Genomic DNA, 18,296 nt, shown 5'->3' on the forward strand with positions numbered 1-18,296 from the left:
AGGCCGTTCATGTGAAGAAAAACCATCTCCTAAAATTCAGGAGATGGTTTTTTTATATGATTATTCCTTTGAATCACGGAATAATCTCAAATATCGTCCCTTGGTTAAAGTCAGTCACCTTCATAGATCCATAAACCCCTAAATAGAGTTTAGTTTGATCTAGATTCGTTCCTAAACTAACGTAATAAGCTGATTGATTCCCAAAATGGTAATCGGTTTGAATCACGCTGAAATCATTTGGTCTACCATCTGTTCTTAGCCGAGTATAAGCTAGTACCCCTTTGGCTGGGGATTTAGTTTCTTCCTTCCGGGAAAGGTCGGTAAACACAACGCTTCCGGTTAATGCTGGGATGTTATTCCCCATGTAAGCTTGCACGCCTGTAAGTGCAGTTCCTTGAAATTTATCGGTTCGTGGATCTTTATGATAGTAGCTGGTTACTGGTTGAAGACGTGTTACTGAATCGCGTACTGCTTCCTCATAATAAGCCATTGTTTTCTCAGTTAAGGCCGGATTTGCGGTACAGTCCTTGATAATCTGAGTAGGGAAAATACCTTCCCATGATCGCCAGCCAAAGTTAACCAAACCTTCTTGGTTAGTTTCAGCTTGCATTAAATAAGCTTGGACAAGCTGGGTAACCGGTAGGGGGTTATTCTGATTGAATGAAAAAATGGACTCTACCAAATCCTGTCCGACGTTTCCTACATATTTAATGTATTGATTATGAAATTTTTGAAATGAAATGCCCGGTATATTTCGAACCCCTTTGGCAACCACTGAGAGTGTTTCCTGAATAGGGACGGGAAGTTCATGAAAGCGTGTGACTACGGGTGGGTTCTGGATAAGTGTGTGTTTACCTACATCAATTTCGACTATTTTACCGGCGATTTCCATGTCATTTTGGCTTAAATTGAATGGATCATAGCCTGATCCGCCATCCCCCGTAGTTAAAACGAGTTTTCCTGTTTCAGGTGAAAAATTCAAGCTATTGAACCCATTATGATTCGAAAAGGGTCTTCTTATGTTTAGTAATGTCCGGCGCTTTTGAGGTTGCCCACTCGATGGTAAAGTCCATTCTTCCACAGTATCGATATGATCATATTGAGTGTCTCTATCTTTCCATGTAAGGTTTAACGTTTTTGGATCACACGGGTCCGGCGAAAAAGACTCAGAAAGAGCACCTGGACCTTGTGTTCCAGCTGATGAATAATGAAGATAAAACAGACCGTTATTATAAAATCCAGGATGAAATGCCAGCCCCAGCAATCCTCGTTCATCATACCCACCAGAAGTACCTAGTTTCACAATCCGAGTACGAATATCTAAAAAGATCCGTACACTTCCATCTCTTATGTAAAAAATCTCTCCTACCTGAGTTGCAATAAATAATGTTTCTTTGGAGTCACCAGGAAGTATCGCTGTTTTCAAAACGGTCGGTAAATTTACCTTGCTGACAATAGGCTGTAAGCTAACCTTAACTTTTATCAACAAACTTCACGCTCCTTTTATACTCTTTTAAAAGAATATGAGGAGAACAGTATTATTAATACAGGAGTTGGTAAACCAATAGGGATTTTTCTATAAAACAGTGAATAGCATAAGGGTAGCAGCTTACTAGTTGCCGGGGGTGGGATGCGTGATAAATGTAGTCGTACAGTATTGGCAGGACCCTTTCGTTGAAATCAAACATGACATTAAGGAGTTGTCACCTACTACAAAACTGATATTTACAGCGGTACTAAGTTCTTTTGCAGCTATACTTCAGTCAGCAGGAGCATATGCGCCAGGTATCGGTTTTATTGTAAGTGCCATGACGACTTTACCAATATTCTTAGCAACAATTGTATCCATCAGGCACGGTTTCCTTTCTTATTGTGTTACGTTTCTCCTTTTAATGATTATCCAGCCCAGTGAACTCCTTATTTTCTCCTTTACAACCGGGGTTCTTGGACTAGTCCTTGGTGTTTCCTTCTATACGTCGCAAACACGATTTTGGGTTGTTTCTTTGGGGGGAGCGGCCTTATTTATAGGCATTATAATGCTTCTATTTATTTTCGGCTTTCCAGTATTAGGACCAGGTTTTGGTACTTCTCTTCAGTATCGTCCTTTATTGCTGATCGTGATGTTCAGTATGTTGTATGCATGGATAGCCGCAGAAGCTTGTTCGTTTACATGGAAACGATTGGCTCACAGGTTTAGATCTTATGAATAGAGAGAAACTATTCCTAACAACCTTCAGGTCATATAGGACCATGACAAAGAATAGGAATGTATACATGTTATTTTTGTGTATGGTACTATTGCATTAAAAAGGTAATTTAATCTATATTTATGTAATAATGGATAATATATAAAGGGGTTAGTGATTGTATATCAAAATGAACGAAGTTATTTCATCCTAGATAAGAAGATTATCATGAAAAAAAATTTATGGGGAGGAGCATATGCTCTTCCTTTTTGAGATGGAAATTCTTCAGAGAGAAGGTAAAACGGTGAAAGAAAATCTAATACATATGAGAGATAAACTAAATGATATTAGTCGACGTAATCGCTCCATTAGATTGTTGAAAATTTATAATAAGTGGAGTTTTGACTTAACGGAAATAGATAAGGTATCTGATAAAAACGTTTCTGAATCTATAGTTAGGAAGATAGTTAGGCAATCAAAAGATGAGATTACGCTATTAAAGCCGATTTTGGATAATGAAGACTCCTTGGCTATTTCAAAAAAATTAACGGATCTAACAAGAAATATAAAAATGATTGAAGAAGAATCAGGTGTTCATGACTTTTATTTAGGTTATCCGTTTATAGCAGGAAGCCTCTCTGACGGCACTTTTTATCAAGCTCCACTTTTCTTATATCCAATACGATTAGAAAAAAGCAAGGTAAATACACACAAATGGATGATTCGAGTGGAAGAAGCAGGTCCACAAATTAATCGAACTTTATTTTTGGCTTTTAAGAAATTAAATAATGTTGAGTTCACTGAAGAATTTTTTGAAGAAGCAGCTGAAATTGCTAAAACAGATGATATAGAAGTATGGCATTCCTTCTTTAAAAAACAAGAAATGGATCTATCATTTTCTAGGAATGGAATAACAAAAATAAAAGAGTATAAAAAGGATGAAATTCCTGAGTTAAACGGTAACACAATGTTAGAACATGCGATTATTGGGAGTTTTCCACAAGGTAGTTCTTCACTTGTTAAAGATTATGATGAACTAATAGAGCTTTCTAAGGAATCTAATTTATCGTTAGTAAGTGAATTGATCGATCCCCAAGAGAGTGAGTCATCAGAAGATATAGAAATAGAAAGTAATCTTATTCGTGATGATCTGGACATTCTTAATCTCCTAGATACTGACGGGTCACAAGAAGAAATATTAAAAGAAGCAAGATATAAAAAAGGAATTGTTGTTCATGGACCTCCAGGAACGGGAAAATCACAAGTCATTGTAAATTTAATTACAGATGCTATTAGTAGAGAAAAGAAAGTATTGGTGGTCTGTCAAAAAAGAGCAGCTCTTGATGTAGTATATCAACGTCTAGACGGGTTAAAGCTAACAAACCATATTGCATTAGTTCATGACGAAAAAAATGATCGGAAACTTTTGTACAATAAAATTGGTAGTCTAATTGAAAATAATAAAATTTTGTTTGAACAGTCTCTCCAAGAATTAAGATCCACGTCTAAAAGGATGGCTACCCATGAAAACTTGTTAAATGATATTGCGAAAGGACTTTATGAAAATCAAGATTTTGGATATCGTTTATATGATTTATATGGGAAAGCAACATCTTTAGATAACGTGACTCACATGCTAAATTTAAAACCTATCTTAAGTGAGTTACATAAAGATGTTTTAGATGATATAGGAGAAAAAATATACAGTTATGCAGAATGGTATGAAAGATTTGGCAGTGAGGACTATGAATTAAAAAACCGTAAATCCTTTGCGCAGTTTTCTATGAAGGATAAAATAGAATTGGAAGAATTACTTAATCATTTAATTAAGAAGGCAAAGGTCTCTGCTGAGTATTTGAATTCATTAGATTATAAAAAGATTACCCCTGCATACACATGGTTGATGGAAAATAAGTTAGAAAAAATATATCCTGACCTAGAAGATGATAGTAAAAAAACGCTACAAGGATTAAGGATTTGGTGGTGGACTTCCTTCTCTGGAAAATCGATAATCGAAGAATTGTTGGACGGGGAAAAGTTTCAAGGAACGAATTCCACAGAGTGGATTAAACTAAAACAATCACTTATTGTGATGAATAATTTGGGTAAGGAAACGAGAAAAATGTCAGATGAATTCAATCATTTAAAAAAATATTTTGATGAAAAAATGATTGAAAATTTTCAAAGTAGAATTGCGAATGGGGATATACCATTACAAGAATTAGATAAAATTGCAGAATATATTTATCAAGATTTCGAAGATTTACAACAAATGGATATGTATTTGGAAGAATGTTCGACGGTGACGAAAAAAATAATTCAAGAACTCATAACCAAAATTCCTGTCTCTGAACAAGGCTTATCAGATTATTGGGTTCAATTATTTAAGAATGCTGCTTATATTCATTGGATAGATGAGACGGAAAGTAAATATCCAGAGGTAAAGAAGATATCAACAACTGAATTTTCAAGGATAAGAGAAAACTTCGCCAAACTAATTGTACAAAAAAGAACGATTGCCAATGAATATTTAATTAATCAATTAACACAATCAGTAGACATAGTTCAGAAAAGATATCCAAAAGATTTAAGAGACCTTAAACATCAGGTAGGAAAAAAAAGAATGATCTGGCCTTTGAGAAAATTGGTCAATCAATTTGCTGATAAAGGATTGATTGAACTTATGCCCGTTTGGTTAGCATCACCTGAAACGGTTTCTGCTATTTTTCCTTTAAAAGAGGATTTATTTGATCTTGTCATTTTTGATGAAGCTTCACAATGCACAGTAGAGAGTGGTATTCCTGCAGTTTATAGAGCGAAACAATTAATTGTTGCAGGAGATGAAAAACAATTACCACCATTTACGATGTTTCAGTCTACATATGTAAATGATGAGGATGAAGAGGCTTATGATACAGATGAATCACAAAGTTTATTAAATTTAGCGAAAAGAAGGTTTCCAGAAAAAATTCTTCAATGGCATTATCGTTCAAAATATGAGGAGTTAATTAATTTTTCTAACCATGCCTTTTATAATGGACAAATACAAATTGCCCCAAATGTTGAACCGTTAAAGAATCCACCTTCAATTACGTGGAATAAGGTTGACGGTAGATGGATTAATCAATCAAATGAAGTAGAAGCACAAGAAATTTATAGCATTTTAAAAGATATTTTGATAAAACAACCAGATAAAACGGTCGGTATCATTACTTTTAATGCTAAACAACAAACAAAAATAGTAGACACGATTGAAAAATCAGCAGCAACTGATCAAGTATTCAATGTTGCATACAATCAAGTAATGGGGAAAGAACTTGATGAAAGAGTGTTTGTTAAAAATATTGAAAATGTTCAAGGGGATGAAAGAGATATAATTATTTTTTCTATAGGATATGCTAAGAATGAAGAAGGGAAAATCTTTAATCGTTTTGGCATGTTAAACCAAGTGGGTGGAGAAAACAGATTAAATGTAGCTGTATCAAGAGCGAAAGAAGGAATCGTGGTTGTATCGAGTATCGAGCCAGAAGAATTGAATGTTACTAATACAGCGCAAGTTGGTCCTAAACTCCTTAAATCCTATTTAAAATATGTAAGAGCAGTTTCAAAAAATAATAAAGAACAAATCCAGGCAGTTTTCAATGAGATTAATGAAAATGTGAGCACAAATGTTAAAGAACAGGGACTACATTTCGATTCCCCATTTGAAGAACAAGTATATAAACAAATAAAAAATTTAGGTTATGAAGTTGCTACACAAGTTGGAACGTCAGGTTACAGAATTGATTTGGCCATTGTTCATCCATCGGACTCTTCTAGATATATTTTGGGTATTGAATGTGATGGAGCCATGTATCATAGTTCAGCTAATGCAAAAGAACGAGATATATATCGCCAGAGGTACCTAGAGAATCGAGGTTGGGCAATTGAAAGAATATGGAGTAGAAACTGGTGGAAAACTCCTGGAAAGGAAATAGAGAGAATTGATCAAAGGATTAGAGAACTTTTAAGAAGTGAAGAGTTAAGTATGAAAATTCATTCCCACCATTAACTCTCAAGAAAGGATACTTCCTCGTTCGAGAGAAACTCGAATTTGTATAAAAATCCTCTCCATTTTGCATATTAAAAAGAGCATAACTATTGGAGGGGACAGGTATGAAAAAACGTATTCAAATGGCGAGAATAGGGGTATTGACACTGATACTTTGCATGTTTAGTATTCAAGCACACGCACAGGTAGGTCAGGAAGAAAAAGCGTATTATGATAATTATAAAAGTATCTTGCAAATCATGAAAAGAGGGATGGAGGCAGCGCCTAAAACTGGTGATCCGAGTCTTGATTTCCTATATGAAATGATTCCGCATCACGAAGCTGCTGTATCGATGTCTGAAAATATCCTGAAATATGGTCATAATGAACAGGTCAAGCAACTAGCTGCAAACATTATAAGAGACCAGCTTGCAGGTATTGGGAAACTGGAAGCTCTTAAAGAAAAACTAATTAAAAATCCGCAAATAAATAAACAAGCCGAGGAAGCTTACTTAAAAACGTATACTAACATCTACCAAACGATGATTACGGCCATGCAAGATGCTAAACTAACAGGGAATATTGATAAAGATTTCCTCGAAGAAATGATTCCACATCATGAAGGTGCAATCAAAATGTCTCAAAATATAATGAAGTATACGCAAAATACGGAACTGAAAACCATCCTGCAAAATATTATCACTACTCAACAAAAACAGCTTGCTGAAATGAAAAATCTGTTAAAGACGATATAATTAAATGGAAACTAAAAGAAGATCAAATGGACCTAATGACTATGGGAATAGTTAAGGTCTATTTGTCGTTTTTGTTTTTAACATATAATGATTGACTCGTACCCCTATCCCATATAGACTGAAAACGGTTATCAATTAAAAGAATGAGGATTCAACTATGAGTAATTACTTCGAGACGAAACAAGTGAAAATTAGTTATGAAGATAAAGTGATTGTACCGAATTTAAATATAACGATACCGCAGGGAAAGATTACGGCTCTTGTGGGTGCGAATGGTTCTGGGAAGTCAACGATTTTAAAAACACTCGCCCGTATTATGCAGCCACAAAGCGGGGATGTCTATATTGATGGACAAGCCATTCAGAAACTTCCGACGAAGGAAGTAGCTAAGAAACTGTCTATTCTTCCTCAAAACCCGGTTGCCCCTGACGGTTTGTCTGTCAGTGAATTAGTGGCATACGGTCGATACCCACATCAAAAGGCGTTTAGTTCTACGACTAAATCAGATTATGAAATCATCCAATGGGCCATTGAATCGACTGGTTTGACAGCATTGCAGGATGAATTGGTTGATGAGCTATCAGGTGGACAACGTCAACGTGCTTGGATTGCGATGGCATTGGCTCAAAAAACAGGAATTCTGTTATTAGATGAACCAACGACTTTTTTAGATATGGGACATCAGCTGGAAGTGTTGAAGTTGCTTCGGAAACTTAATAAGGAAGAGAAGAGCACAATTGTGATGGTTGTTCATGATCTGAATCACGCCACACGTTTTGCGGATCATTTAGTGTGCATTAAAGAAGGGGAAGTCATGCATGAAGGAACTCCGCATGAAGTATTAAATGACAAGATGTTAAAAGAAGTATTCCATATAGAGGCAACGATTTTAATTGAACCGAAGTCAAATGTGCCTATATGTATCCCAATGGATACGTTATATGGGGATCAGCGATGATGCGTAAGGAAAAATTACTTTGCGATATCCGCAGCGGTCGCTTTTATCTGATATCGGTAGTGTCCATCCTTATCTTAGGTCTTAGTATGTTTGCAGCTATTTCAATAGGTGCTAAACAGCTTTCGCTCTCAATAGTATGGGAGGCACTTTGGCACTTTGACAAAACGAATATCGAACATCAAATTTTACATTCAATCCGATTCCCGCGTGTTTTTGCAGCGGCATTAGTTGGAGCAGCTTTTGCAGTTGCCGGGACATTGATGCAGGGAGTGACGAGGAATCCTTTAGCGGATGCTGGAGTGTTAGGGATTAATGCAGGAGCTACATTTGTTGTGGCACTGTCTTTTGTTTTTTTACCCAATCTTTCATTTTCTACATTGATGATCTTGTCATTCTTGGGTGCAGCTTGTACAACCATTTTCATCTTCGGGTTAGGAGCAAGCTCGCCTGGAGGATTAACGCCGCTGAAACTAACGTTAGCTGGCACAGTTGTTGCTTCGCTGCTGCATTCGTTTACATCTGGTGTTGCGATTTACTTTGACCTTAGTCAAGATTTAGCGTTTTGGTATGCTGGAGGTGTAGCTGGTGTGGAATGGCCGCAGCTTAAGATTGTGGCTCCGATTATCCTCTTCGTGGTGATAATGGCTTGTCTGCTAGGACGGCCTATTTCTTTAATGGCAATGGGTGAAGAAATTGCGGTTAACTTGGGGATACAGACGCAAAAAATCCGGATAATTGCTATGATTTTTGCGGTTATATTAGCCGGTGTATCCGTAGCAGCCGTTGGCTCAATTGCCTTTGTCGGATTAGTCATTCCCCATATCACAAGGAAGCTGGTCGGCGTAGATTATCGCTTTGTTATTCCATTGTCAGCCATATTAGGTGCCGTTTTACTGGTAGTGGCAGACCTTGGTGCAAGAACGATGGATCCGCCAAAAGAATTGGCAATCGGAGTGATTGTTGCCATGATAGGTGTACCGTTCTTTTTATTTGTGGCACGGAAGGAAAAGAGAAGTTTATGAATATCACCAGGAAGAGACGAAAGAAATGTCTTCAAGTTGGGTTTGCCCTATCTATCCTGATCTTAACGATCATAGCTCTTGGATTAAATACAGGATCGTTGAAGATCGCACCGCTTGATGTTGTCAAAACGATCCTTGGTTTCGGTACGCCGATGTATGAGTTGGTCTTATTCGAATACCGGATGCCTCGTATCATCATTACCATTTTGGCTGGAATGGGTCTGGGGATATCAGGTGCCATTTTCCAAGGGATTACTCGGAATCCCTTGGCTGATCCTGGTGTTTTAGGGATTCATGCAGGGGCGAGCCTAGGATTAATTGTTTATGTTACATACTTCACATCATTGAATACGACTCCTGCATTACTAATCCCGCTATTCACCTTTATGGGAGGATGTCTGGCTGCAGGTCTCATTTTCTTATTAGCGAGTGAAAAAGGAAAGGGGTTGCTCCCCACAAGACTTTTACTAGTCGGAATTGCCATTGCAGCAGGGTTTAATGCCATAAGTTTGTATTTATCTCTGCAGCTAGATGAAAAAACGTATTCATTTACGGCGAGTTGGCTGCTGGGTAATGTGTGGGGCAGGGATTGGATCAATGTGTATGCACTACTTCCATGGATGTTGATTTTGATTCCAATTGCCTTCATGAAGGCAAAACCATTAAATAGCTTCGCATTGGGGGATACGATCGCAACCGGGATTGGCACGCGAGTAAACAAAGAACGGATTCAGCTGCTATGTATTGCCATAGCTTTATCATGCGCAAGTGTCTCGATGGTTGGCGGAATCGGTTTTATTGGACTGGTCGCTCCCCATATTGCCCGACGTTTAGTAGGTCCGATGCATCAATATGTATTACCGATTTCTGCGTTGACGGGCGTCGTCATTCTTGTTTTTGCCGATACTATCGCGAGATCTCTTTTTGAACCCAATGCCATACCGGCAGGAGTTGTAGTCGCAGCAGTAGGTGCGCCTTATTTTCTATATCTATTATTTAGAGCAAAGTAATCTAGAATTGGATTTGTCGTTTGAACGGTTACTCTGTATAATCCATAAGGACAATCTATTTTGATGAATTTTTTTGAGAGCAGGAGATCAGCATGAGAAAACTTCTAGTTTTATTGATGAGCACATTCCTTTTCATCTTGGCAGCATGCGGGAATGAAGAAGGGCAAGACAAGAAAGTAAACGAAAATAAAGATTCAAAGGCTTCTTCAGATAGTAAAGTTGAAGAGTATGATAAAAAGGTAGCATCCATTTCTATTTTCTTAACGGGAGATTTAATGGCATTGGGAATCACCCCTGATGGAACAACGACAAGTGATTACTTGCCGCTTGATGAAGAACGTTTTTCCAAAACGGAATATTTAGGATTTACAAAAGAACCTGATATGGAAGCATTAATTGCGATGCAGCCCGATGAAATTTTCATTGATACAGAATTCGCTGGCAAGCATGGTTTAGAGAAATATGAGGCAATTGCCCCGACAAATGTCATTAACCTGGATGAAGGCCGTTGGAAAGACCACTTACATGATATAGCTGACATCGTGGATCGTGAAAAAACTGCCGAACAATTCATTAAAGACTATGAAGCTAAGGCGGAAGAAGTATCTACGCTGGCAAAAGAAAAGCTTGGTGAGGGTACAGTAATGGCGGTACGTATATCACCAAAAGGGCTGCGTGTATATGGAATGGAACGTCCATTAGGTCCGATTTTGTTTGAAGATGTAGGTTTCAAACCAGCAGCTGGTGTGGAGGCAATTGAGGAGAACTGGGAGAATATCTCAAAAGAGGTGTTACCAGACTTCGATGCTGACACCATTTTTGTATTAGTATCTTCAGTAGATGAAGGCAGTGAAGACGTTTATAAGGAATTACAAAATGATCCGATTTGGCAAAGTCTTAAAGCGGTTAAAAACGATCAAGTATTCCTAATCTCTGAACAACCTTGGTTAGATTATTCTGCCTATGGAAACAAGTTGGCACTGGATAATCTGGAAGAGATATTAATTAATAAGTAAAAAGGAGAAGGGCTTTTCAACGGATTATCTGTTGAGAGGCCTTTCCTTTTTTACAAGTTAAAGAAAGTTAATTGATATAATAGAAGTAGATAAACGTGAATGGGGTTTTCTGATGAAAAATGGAAACATACCTTTTGACTCTATAGAAGAAATAGACGTGCGATCTGCAAAAAATAAACTAATTTTAAGTTTTCGAAAGTTAGTCATCATGAAAGAGTTTGAGAAGCTGACAGTGGCTGAGATCTGTGAACATGCGAATGTTTCACGTAAAACGTTTTATACTCATTTTAAGGACAAAAATGACATGATCGAGCAAAATGTTCTGCATAGTATTACACAACCATTTAAAGAAATGAGAAAGCTCTATACAGTACATGATTTACCTTCGACTTTAATAATGGAATGGTTATATCAACGAATTTATGAAGATAGAGAATTCTATGCCAAGATTAGTAGTTTTACCGGCCAAAATTCGCTTCAAGAATTTGTTTTACAGCATACAACGGAAATGTTGGAAGATATGTTGATAAATGTGGAGATGTCAGTGGAGGATAAGGAATATACGGTCTACTTTTATGCTGCTTCTCATACTATTTTACTTATTAAATGGATTCGTGATGGCATGGTAGTTTCCCCTCGAAAAATGGCCAGTTATTATGAAAAATGGACAATTCCCATTTGGAGAGATTTCTCGACAAATAAGAAAAGGTAACATCGGTATGAAAGTGTCACCAAATATGTAACAAGTAGATCGTTTCGATAATCGTTTTTAGATAACGCTTTCATTATAATGAAGATATAGTGAAAAAAGGAGTGTTCTTATGCAGTTAAAAGGTAAACGTATTATCGTAACAGGTGGTGCTAGTGGTATTGGAGCGGGAACGGTGAAAGCGTACGTTCGAGAAGGAGCTATTGTTTCAGCGTTAGATATAGCTGATGATTTAGGTCAAAAAGTAGTCGACGAAGCAAATTCTACAGGTACGGGGAAAGCCACTTACTACCACTGTAATATTGCAGATGCGGAAGAAGTGTTTTCTGTATTTGAACAAGCTGCAAACGAAATGGGCGGTCTGGACGTATTAGCCCATGTTGCTGGTATTGAGTCTTTAAAACCAGCTGAAGAGTATACACCAGCGGATTTAAACTTTGTATGGGGCGTCAATATTAATGGTGCGATTTATACGAACCAAGCGGCATGCAAGATTATGAAAGAACAAGAAGGAGAAGGGGCAATTATTAACTTCTCTTCCGACGTTGCATTAGCGGGACAGCCAAACGGTGCCCTATATGCAACGGCAAAAGGAGCCGTCCTTTCTTGGACACGTACAATCGCGTATGAATGGGCAATGAAATACAACATTCGTTGTAACTGTGTGAATCCAACGATGAAAACGCCTATGTATCAAGAATACTTAGATAATTTAGAAGAAGAAGAACGTGCTAAATTTCTAGCTGCTGAGAAAATGAAAGTGCCAATGCGAGGTGAAATGGGAGACGTTGATCGTGACATGGCACCCGTAATGGTATTCTTGGCCTCTGATGCTTCAGGCTACATTAATGGACAAATTATTGCGGTTAATGGTGGACGGAACATGCTTCGAGGATAACCCAATGCAACAAAAGAATGGCAATTCAAAACTACATTAGGAAAAGACTTTTCGGTTACATGCTGAAAGGTCTTTTCTTTTTATTTTCTTTTTAGTTCATTTTTCATGTTTCCCACTGTTCCTATATGGAATTATCTTGATAGCACTTCTTTCTTCGCTTCCTCTTGTTGATAAAGAAAAAACTCTCGTATATCATCGATGCTTAGGCCTAATTCTTTTGCATCAACAATTAATTGAATCCATTCTTGATCTAATTCAGCCACTGTTAGTACCTCCGCTCAATTAATTTTCACATGCTATAAGGGGAAAACAGTACCTTACCTTAAGATTGTTAAGTCAATGAAGAAATTCTTCCGTGGATTGAAGTGTTGGGTAAATTTTAATCTAGGATAGCTAAAACGGAGGAATTGTTTGGCACTTGATGAGGGGGTAGCTTTTGTATAAATCATAAACAAATACGTTTCCATCCGCTATTGAGGAATGTTAATACTAAATCGATTTAATTTTTTACTGACTGACTATAAATAAAAACAAAGAAACACATCCATTAGAATGTGTTTCGATAGATTGCAATCCTTCTTAAAGATCCCATTCTTTCGCTAGCAAGATTGCTTGAGTTCGGGATTGAACTTCGAGCTTGCTATAAATAGTGGTTAAATAAACGCGAATGGTTCCTTCAGAAAGAAAAAGTTGACTAGCAATTTCTCGGTTTGATGCGCCACTCGCTAATAATTGGAGGACATCCATTTCACGAGGAGTAAGTATGTCTTTCCTTGATTCATCGGTAATAGGACTAGTCCTTAACAAATCTTCAACATAGGAAAGGGGAACGGATTCCCAATGTTTACTCGAATCTTTTTTTCGAAAGGTTACATATTTTTTTAATAAGGGAATGATATCGGATTCATCAATGAAGCTTCTCTTATATCCATAAGGTGAACCTATTTCCAAAGCTTTATGTAACGCAGCATAGGCTGGTTCTTTCTGATTTACTTTCATGTAACAAAGTGACTCAAGTATAGAGGCTTCAATCATTGTAGATATTTGATCCTCATTTGAAGACTTTTCCTTTACACGAATAACAATTTTCAACGCTTCTTTAAAGCGGTTTGTTGCTAGTAAAAATCGGACGTAAACGAGCAGCCAGAACTCTTGACCCAGCTCGATTTTAAGTATGTCTGGTCTTTTTGTTTTGAACAATTCTATTTCAGCATTTTTTATATCGGACTCCATTAAATAACAATAGGCTTTCAAGGCTTGTAATGAACGAATCCAGTACCACTCCGTTACATCTTCTATGGCATGATCTAACACAGCTTGAGCAGTAGCAAATTGTTTTTTGGTTATAAAAATTCTGCTTTTTAATAGATAAAGAGGAGTGGATAAACCAGTATCTTGAAAGCGATAGGCATATTGTAATCCGCCCTCAATTTCATTTAGTGCATCTTCAAATAAATTCACTTCATACATGGTCTCAGCTAACACACCATAACTAAATCCCATCATATTTTGTTCTTTGAATTCGGTCTGACGAAAGAATTGTGCAAATGCGATTGACTGATCTACTGGCGTGAATTTTCCTTTTGATCCAATCAACGTTCGGAACAATTTTGGTTCAAACTGGTTGTATTGCATAGGAATATGATCCCACCTGGAACTCACTCGTCCCTTTTCAAGCTGGGTTAAAATAATTTCTACCGTTTGTGCCTTTTCATCGCCGATCGCGGTTATAATATATGCTTTTAAGGTGATCAAAATACTGGCAACCCCTTGATTATCAGGATGATCCATCCATTGATCGACTGTATGCCTTTGGTCTAGTTCAATGATTATTTGGTTTGCTTTTTGTAAATTGGAAAGAGAAGTCAGCGCAATGGTATACATGACAATCGTTTCAAGAGGAAGAGGGTAATTTTTCATACGCAACAAATCCACCCAGCGTACAAATGTTGCTATTTGCCCTGTTGTAAAGATGTCTACTAGATAAGTAGTGATCCAAGAATCTGCTAGAACAAAGAGTTGCTGCTGTAAAACTAATTCAATGGCTGCAATGTAATCCCCTTTTTTACTGAGAAGATTGCCAGCTCTTTTATAAATAGCCATCACTTCTTCTTCCGTATAAAAATTTTTCAGTTCTGCTTGAAGTGCGCCCGCAAATAAATGGTGATAACGAAAAACAGGGTTTTTCGAAGACAATTGAATCGTGAATATCCCTTTTTCGACAAGTTCAACTAATACATCGTAACTATCTGATCGGTTGGTTAATGAATTACAATCCTCGGGTTCCAGCATATTTAGGATTGAAGTTTGTACTAGGAAATGCTGAGTAGTAAGTGGAAGTGTATCTAAGATTTCTTTAATTAAAAATTCGGCGACATAGGGATGTGTTCCATCAAATCGATCAATATGTACTGTGTCAGTCTCGATGGATAGGCAAGCCAGTTGAATTCCCGCAGCCCATCCTTCCGTTTTGTCCAGCACACCTTGTAATCCTATATCATCATAAAAGTCGAGGTTTTGTTTTTTGTATAAGTCTCCAATTTCAGAGTAAGTGAAACTTAATTGCTCGATTCCAATCTCTGTAATCCAAGATTTTACACGCCATCTAGATATCGGAAGGGGTATTTTCGTCCTGCTTATTATATATACCCGGGTGTTACTCGGTAAATATTCTATGAATCGAATCATTAATTCGTGGATGAAAGGATGCTCAATAAAGTGATAGTCGTCTATAAAAATATGTAAATTTTCTTTAATAGAGTCTAGTTCATTTAAAAGTGAGTCAATTATGAGCTCAAACGGTGAATGAGGATGTGAAGTAAACAGTGGAGATAACCGTGTATCCAAATGATTGTTAAGTGTGTCAGACACAGATTGGATAAGATATTTCCAAAAACGAATGGGATCATTATCAATGGCATCAAGAGAAAGCCACGAAGTGTTTTCGTCAAGTTGGTTTATCCATTGACTGAGAATGGTTGTTTTCCCATAGCCAGCTGGAGCTTGGACAATCGTTAATTTTGTAGAATTCCCTTCTTCTAATAATTGGTATAACCGCTTGCGGTTGACAGCTGTTTTTGTTATGGTCGGTACTTTTGTTTTTGAGTTCAACCAAATTGTTTCCATTCATATTCTCCTCCTAAATTCACCCGCAGCATCCTACAAATCCTGATAGTATTAACCTGTTGAAACTCTCATTTTAAGTTATTTTTTGATGGAATGAGGGACTATTTACTTAACATTATTGAATATAGTATATATGAGTATATCGTATAATAATTAACTATTTTAACTATTTTAACAATTTGAGTTATTTTTGGTATATAAATATTGTGTAGTAGTCCTCATTAACAGAATAGGTAATTGCTAGTTTACGGAAGCTTCATGGTATACTATTCATAACTTAAACGCTTACATTAAATGGTATAGCGGGAAAATAGTTTGAAAATTAAATTTCTGGGGAGTAGTGAAACGAATGGATGGTACAACATCAATTATCAAAGAACAAACTATTTTTAATCACGTTGGGAATACAATAAAAACAGAAGATAGAGAGATTAATATATTAGCAAAATTTGAGGAACCACTAGTCGTCATTTTAGGAAACGTGTTGAGTGATGAAGAATGCAACGCCTTGATGAGCTTATCAACAGATAAATTGAATCGTTCGAAGATTGGGTCCACCCGTGAAGTCAATGAGATGAGAACGAGCAGCAGTATGTATTTTGAAGAAAATGAGAATGAGTTGATTACTAAAATTGAAAAAAGACTTTCATCGATTATGAATATACCCACTGAACATGGAGAAGGAATTCAAATTCTAAAATATACGCCTGGACAAGAATATAAGGCTCATTATGATTATTTTTCATCTTCAAGTAAAGCCGCACAAAATAATAGGATAAGCACAATCGTTATCTACTTAAATGATGTGGAAAGTGGGGGAGAAACGTATTTTCCTAAACTAAATCTTTCCGTATCTCCGAAAAAGGGAACGGCCGTGTATTTTGAATATTTTTATAGCGATCAACAGATTAACGAGCAAACGTTACATGGTGGAGCCCCAGTGATAGCAGGAGAAAAGTGGGTTGCTACACAGTGGATGAGAAGACAAAAATAGTACTGTATCTCCAATAAGGCGGGGAAACGCCTCTTCCCGTCTCTTTGAAGTGCCTTCCTCTTTAATCCCCTAAGATAATCCCTTTAGCCTGTTTGCCAACAATTGAATAATTGTATATAATCAAAGGTATATTTGTACCTATGAATTAAATATGATGGTATGAAAATGGAGGTTATTATATGAAGTTTCCACATGATTTTCTATTCGGCGCGGCGTCTGCTTCTTATCAGATAGAAGGAGCATGGAATGAAGATGGGAAAGGCGTAACCAATTGGGACGTCTTTTCAAAGATTCCTGGAAAGACGTATGAGGGAACAAACGGCGAGGTGGCGATTGACCATTATCATCGTTACAAAGAAGATATTCAATTAATGGCCGAGATGGGTCTTGAATCGTACCGGTTTTCTCTTTCATGGGCGCGTATTTTGCCAACAGGCGATGGCGAAGTGAATGAAAAAGGATTGGAATTTTATAATAATGTAATTAATGAATGTTTAAAATATGGAATTGTTCCGTTTGTTACTCTGTATCACTGGGACTTACCTCTGACCCTTGAAGAAGATGGGGGATGGACTAATAAACGAACCGCTGAGGCTTTCGTGAAGTATGCAGCGATTTGTTTCCAGTCATTTGGAGATCGGGTAAAACACTGGATTACGTTTAATGAAACGGTTATGTTTTGTGGGTTAGGCTACTTAAAAGGAGCTCATCCGCCTGGTATTCAAAATGATGAGAAGAAGTATTTTCAAGCCACGCATTACGTGTTTTATGCCCATGCAAAAGCCGTAGAAGTCTATAAGGAATTAAGACAGTACGGGGAGATTGGCATAACGCATGTATTCTTGCCAGCATACAGTGTCGATGATAAACAGGAAAATGTGATAGCTGCTCAACATGCGAATGAATATGAAACGTTTTGGTACTATGATCCGATCCTAAAAGGGACATATCCCACTTATGTGGTCGAGCAATTAAAGGAAAAGGGCTGGACACCAGATTGGACGGAAGAAGAGCTGAATACCTTACAAAGAAATGCCGAGAAAAATGATTTTATTGGTCTGAATTATTATCAACCGATTCGAGTCGAAAAAAACAATACAGTATTTTCTTCCATGGAACATTCACGAGAAACATCTACGCTGGTTCCAGGAAGTCCTTCTTTTGACGGATATTATCGGACTGTTAAAATGGAGAACAAAACCTATACTAAATGGGGATGGGAAATTTCACCTCAAGGATTTTTAGATGGGCTGCATCTATTAAAAGCACGTTATGGCGATATAAAAATGTATGTTACAGAAAATGGACTTGGGGATGAAGATCCGATTATAGATGGTGAAATCGTAGATGTTCCTCGGATAAAGTATATCGAGCAGCATTTAAAAGTGATTAAGCGGGCAATCCAAGAAGGGATTCATTTAAAAGGGTATTATGCATGGTCCGCTATTGATTTATTAAGTTGGCTAAACGGATATAAAAAGCAATATGGCTTTATTTACGTGGATCATCAGGATCATTTAAATCGAAAGAAAAAGCTTTCGTATTATTGGTATAAGGATATTATAAAAACAAGAGGCGAAAAGCTGTAAGGG

14 protein-coding genes are annotated in these 18,296 nt (G+C 37.1%); 11 read left to right on the forward strand and 3 right to left on the reverse strand.

The genetic code is table 11. The features are described from left to right. Window positions 1-73: 73 nt before the first annotated feature. Window positions 74-1,486, reverse strand: coding sequence for a PQQ-dependent sugar dehydrogenase (locus tag MHI18_RS13030; RefSeq protein WP_340847928.1), 1,413 nt, complete (start codon window positions 1,484-1,486; stop codon window positions 74-76). A gap of 148 nt (window positions 1,487-1,634) precedes the next feature. Here MHI18_RS13030 and MHI18_RS13035 point away from each other — a divergent pair, with 148 nt between their 5' ends. The 9 genes from MHI18_RS13035 (at window position 1,635) to MHI18_RS13075 (ending at window position 12,584) form a co-directional block, all read left to right on the forward strand. Beyond that, window positions 1,635-2,210, forward strand: a complete 576-nt coding sequence (locus tag MHI18_RS13035; RefSeq protein WP_340847929.1) for a hypothetical protein — start codon at window positions 1,635-1,637, stop codon at window positions 2,208-2,210. Window positions 2,211-2,460: 250 nt separating this feature from the next. Then, window positions 2,461-6,237, forward strand: coding sequence for an AAA domain-containing protein (locus MHI18_RS13040; protein WP_340847931.1), 3,777 nt, complete (start codon window positions 2,461-2,463; stop codon window positions 6,235-6,237). Between the two features lie 104 nt (window positions 6,238-6,341). Further along, window positions 6,342-6,971: a DUF305 domain-containing protein gene (locus MHI18_RS13045; protein WP_340847933.1), complete on the forward strand. Its 630-nt coding sequence runs from the start codon at window positions 6,342-6,344 to the stop codon at window positions 6,969-6,971. 157 nt (window positions 6,972-7,128) lie between these two features. After that, window positions 7,129-7,929 (forward strand): ABC transporter ATP-binding protein, encoded by an 801-nt coding sequence (locus MHI18_RS13050; protein WP_340847934.1) that lies wholly within the window; start codon window positions 7,129-7,131, stop codon window positions 7,927-7,929. Continuing rightward, entirely contained in the window at window positions 7,926-8,951 is a 1,026-nt protein-coding gene (locus tag MHI18_RS13055) for a FecCD family ABC transporter permease (protein ID WP_340847935.1), read from the forward strand. The genes MHI18_RS13050 and MHI18_RS13055 overlap by 4 nt, the downstream gene beginning before the upstream one ends. Continuing rightward, window positions 8,948-9,961: a FecCD family ABC transporter permease gene (locus tag MHI18_RS13060; protein WP_340847937.1), complete on the forward strand. Its 1,014-nt coding sequence runs from the start codon at window positions 8,948-8,950 to the stop codon at window positions 9,959-9,961. Before MHI18_RS13055 ends, MHI18_RS13060 begins: the two co-directional genes overlap by 4 nt. A 92-nt stretch (window positions 9,962-10,053) precedes the next feature. Beyond that, the gene (locus MHI18_RS13065) at window positions 10,054-10,977 is read left to right on the forward strand and encodes an ABC transporter substrate-binding protein (RefSeq protein WP_340847938.1); all 924 of its coding nucleotides are present in this window, start codon (window positions 10,054-10,056) and stop codon (window positions 10,975-10,977) included. Between the two features lie 112 nt (window positions 10,978-11,089). Further along, a complete protein-coding gene (locus tag MHI18_RS13070; protein ID WP_340847939.1) occupies window positions 11,090-11,689 on the forward strand; it encodes a TetR/AcrR family transcriptional regulator in 600 nt (199 codons plus the stop codon). 109 nt (window positions 11,690-11,798) lie between these two features. Beyond that, window positions 11,799-12,584 (forward strand): SDR family NAD(P)-dependent oxidoreductase, encoded by a 786-nt coding sequence (locus MHI18_RS13075; protein WP_340847941.1) that lies wholly within the window; start codon window positions 11,799-11,801, stop codon window positions 12,582-12,584. Between the two features lie 131 nt (window positions 12,585-12,715). Here MHI18_RS13075 and MHI18_RS13080 read toward each other — a convergent pair whose 3' ends face one another. Both MHI18_RS13080 and MHI18_RS13085 read right to left on the reverse strand, forming a co-directional pair. Then, window positions 12,716-12,847 (reverse strand): anti-repressor SinI family protein, encoded by a 132-nt coding sequence (locus tag MHI18_RS13080; protein WP_340847943.1) that lies wholly within the window; start codon window positions 12,845-12,847, stop codon window positions 12,716-12,718. A 316-nt stretch (window positions 12,848-13,163) separates the two neighbouring features. Beyond that, the gene (locus tag MHI18_RS13085) at window positions 13,164-15,710 is read right to left on the reverse strand and encodes a LuxR C-terminal-related transcriptional regulator (protein WP_340847945.1); all 2,547 of its coding nucleotides are present in this window, start codon (window positions 15,708-15,710) and stop codon (window positions 13,164-13,166) included. A 349-nt stretch (window positions 15,711-16,059) separates the two neighbouring features. On the opposite strand from MHI18_RS13085, the gene MHI18_RS13090 reads away from it, so the two are divergent. Further along, window positions 16,060-16,704, forward strand: coding sequence for a 2OG-Fe(II) oxygenase (locus MHI18_RS13090; RefSeq protein ID WP_340847946.1), 645 nt, complete (start codon window positions 16,060-16,062; stop codon window positions 16,702-16,704). Window positions 16,705-16,883: 179 nt separating this feature from the next. After that, entirely contained in the window at window positions 16,884-18,293 is a 1,410-nt protein-coding gene (locus MHI18_RS13095) for a glycoside hydrolase family 1 protein (RefSeq protein ID WP_340847947.1), read from the forward strand. Window positions 18,294-18,296 lie beyond the last annotated feature (3 nt).

Source organism: Peribacillus sp. FSL H8-0477, assembly GCF_038002765.1.
In the GTDB taxonomy this organism is placed as follows: domain Bacteria; phylum Bacillota; class Bacilli; order Bacillales; family DSM-1321; genus Peribacillus.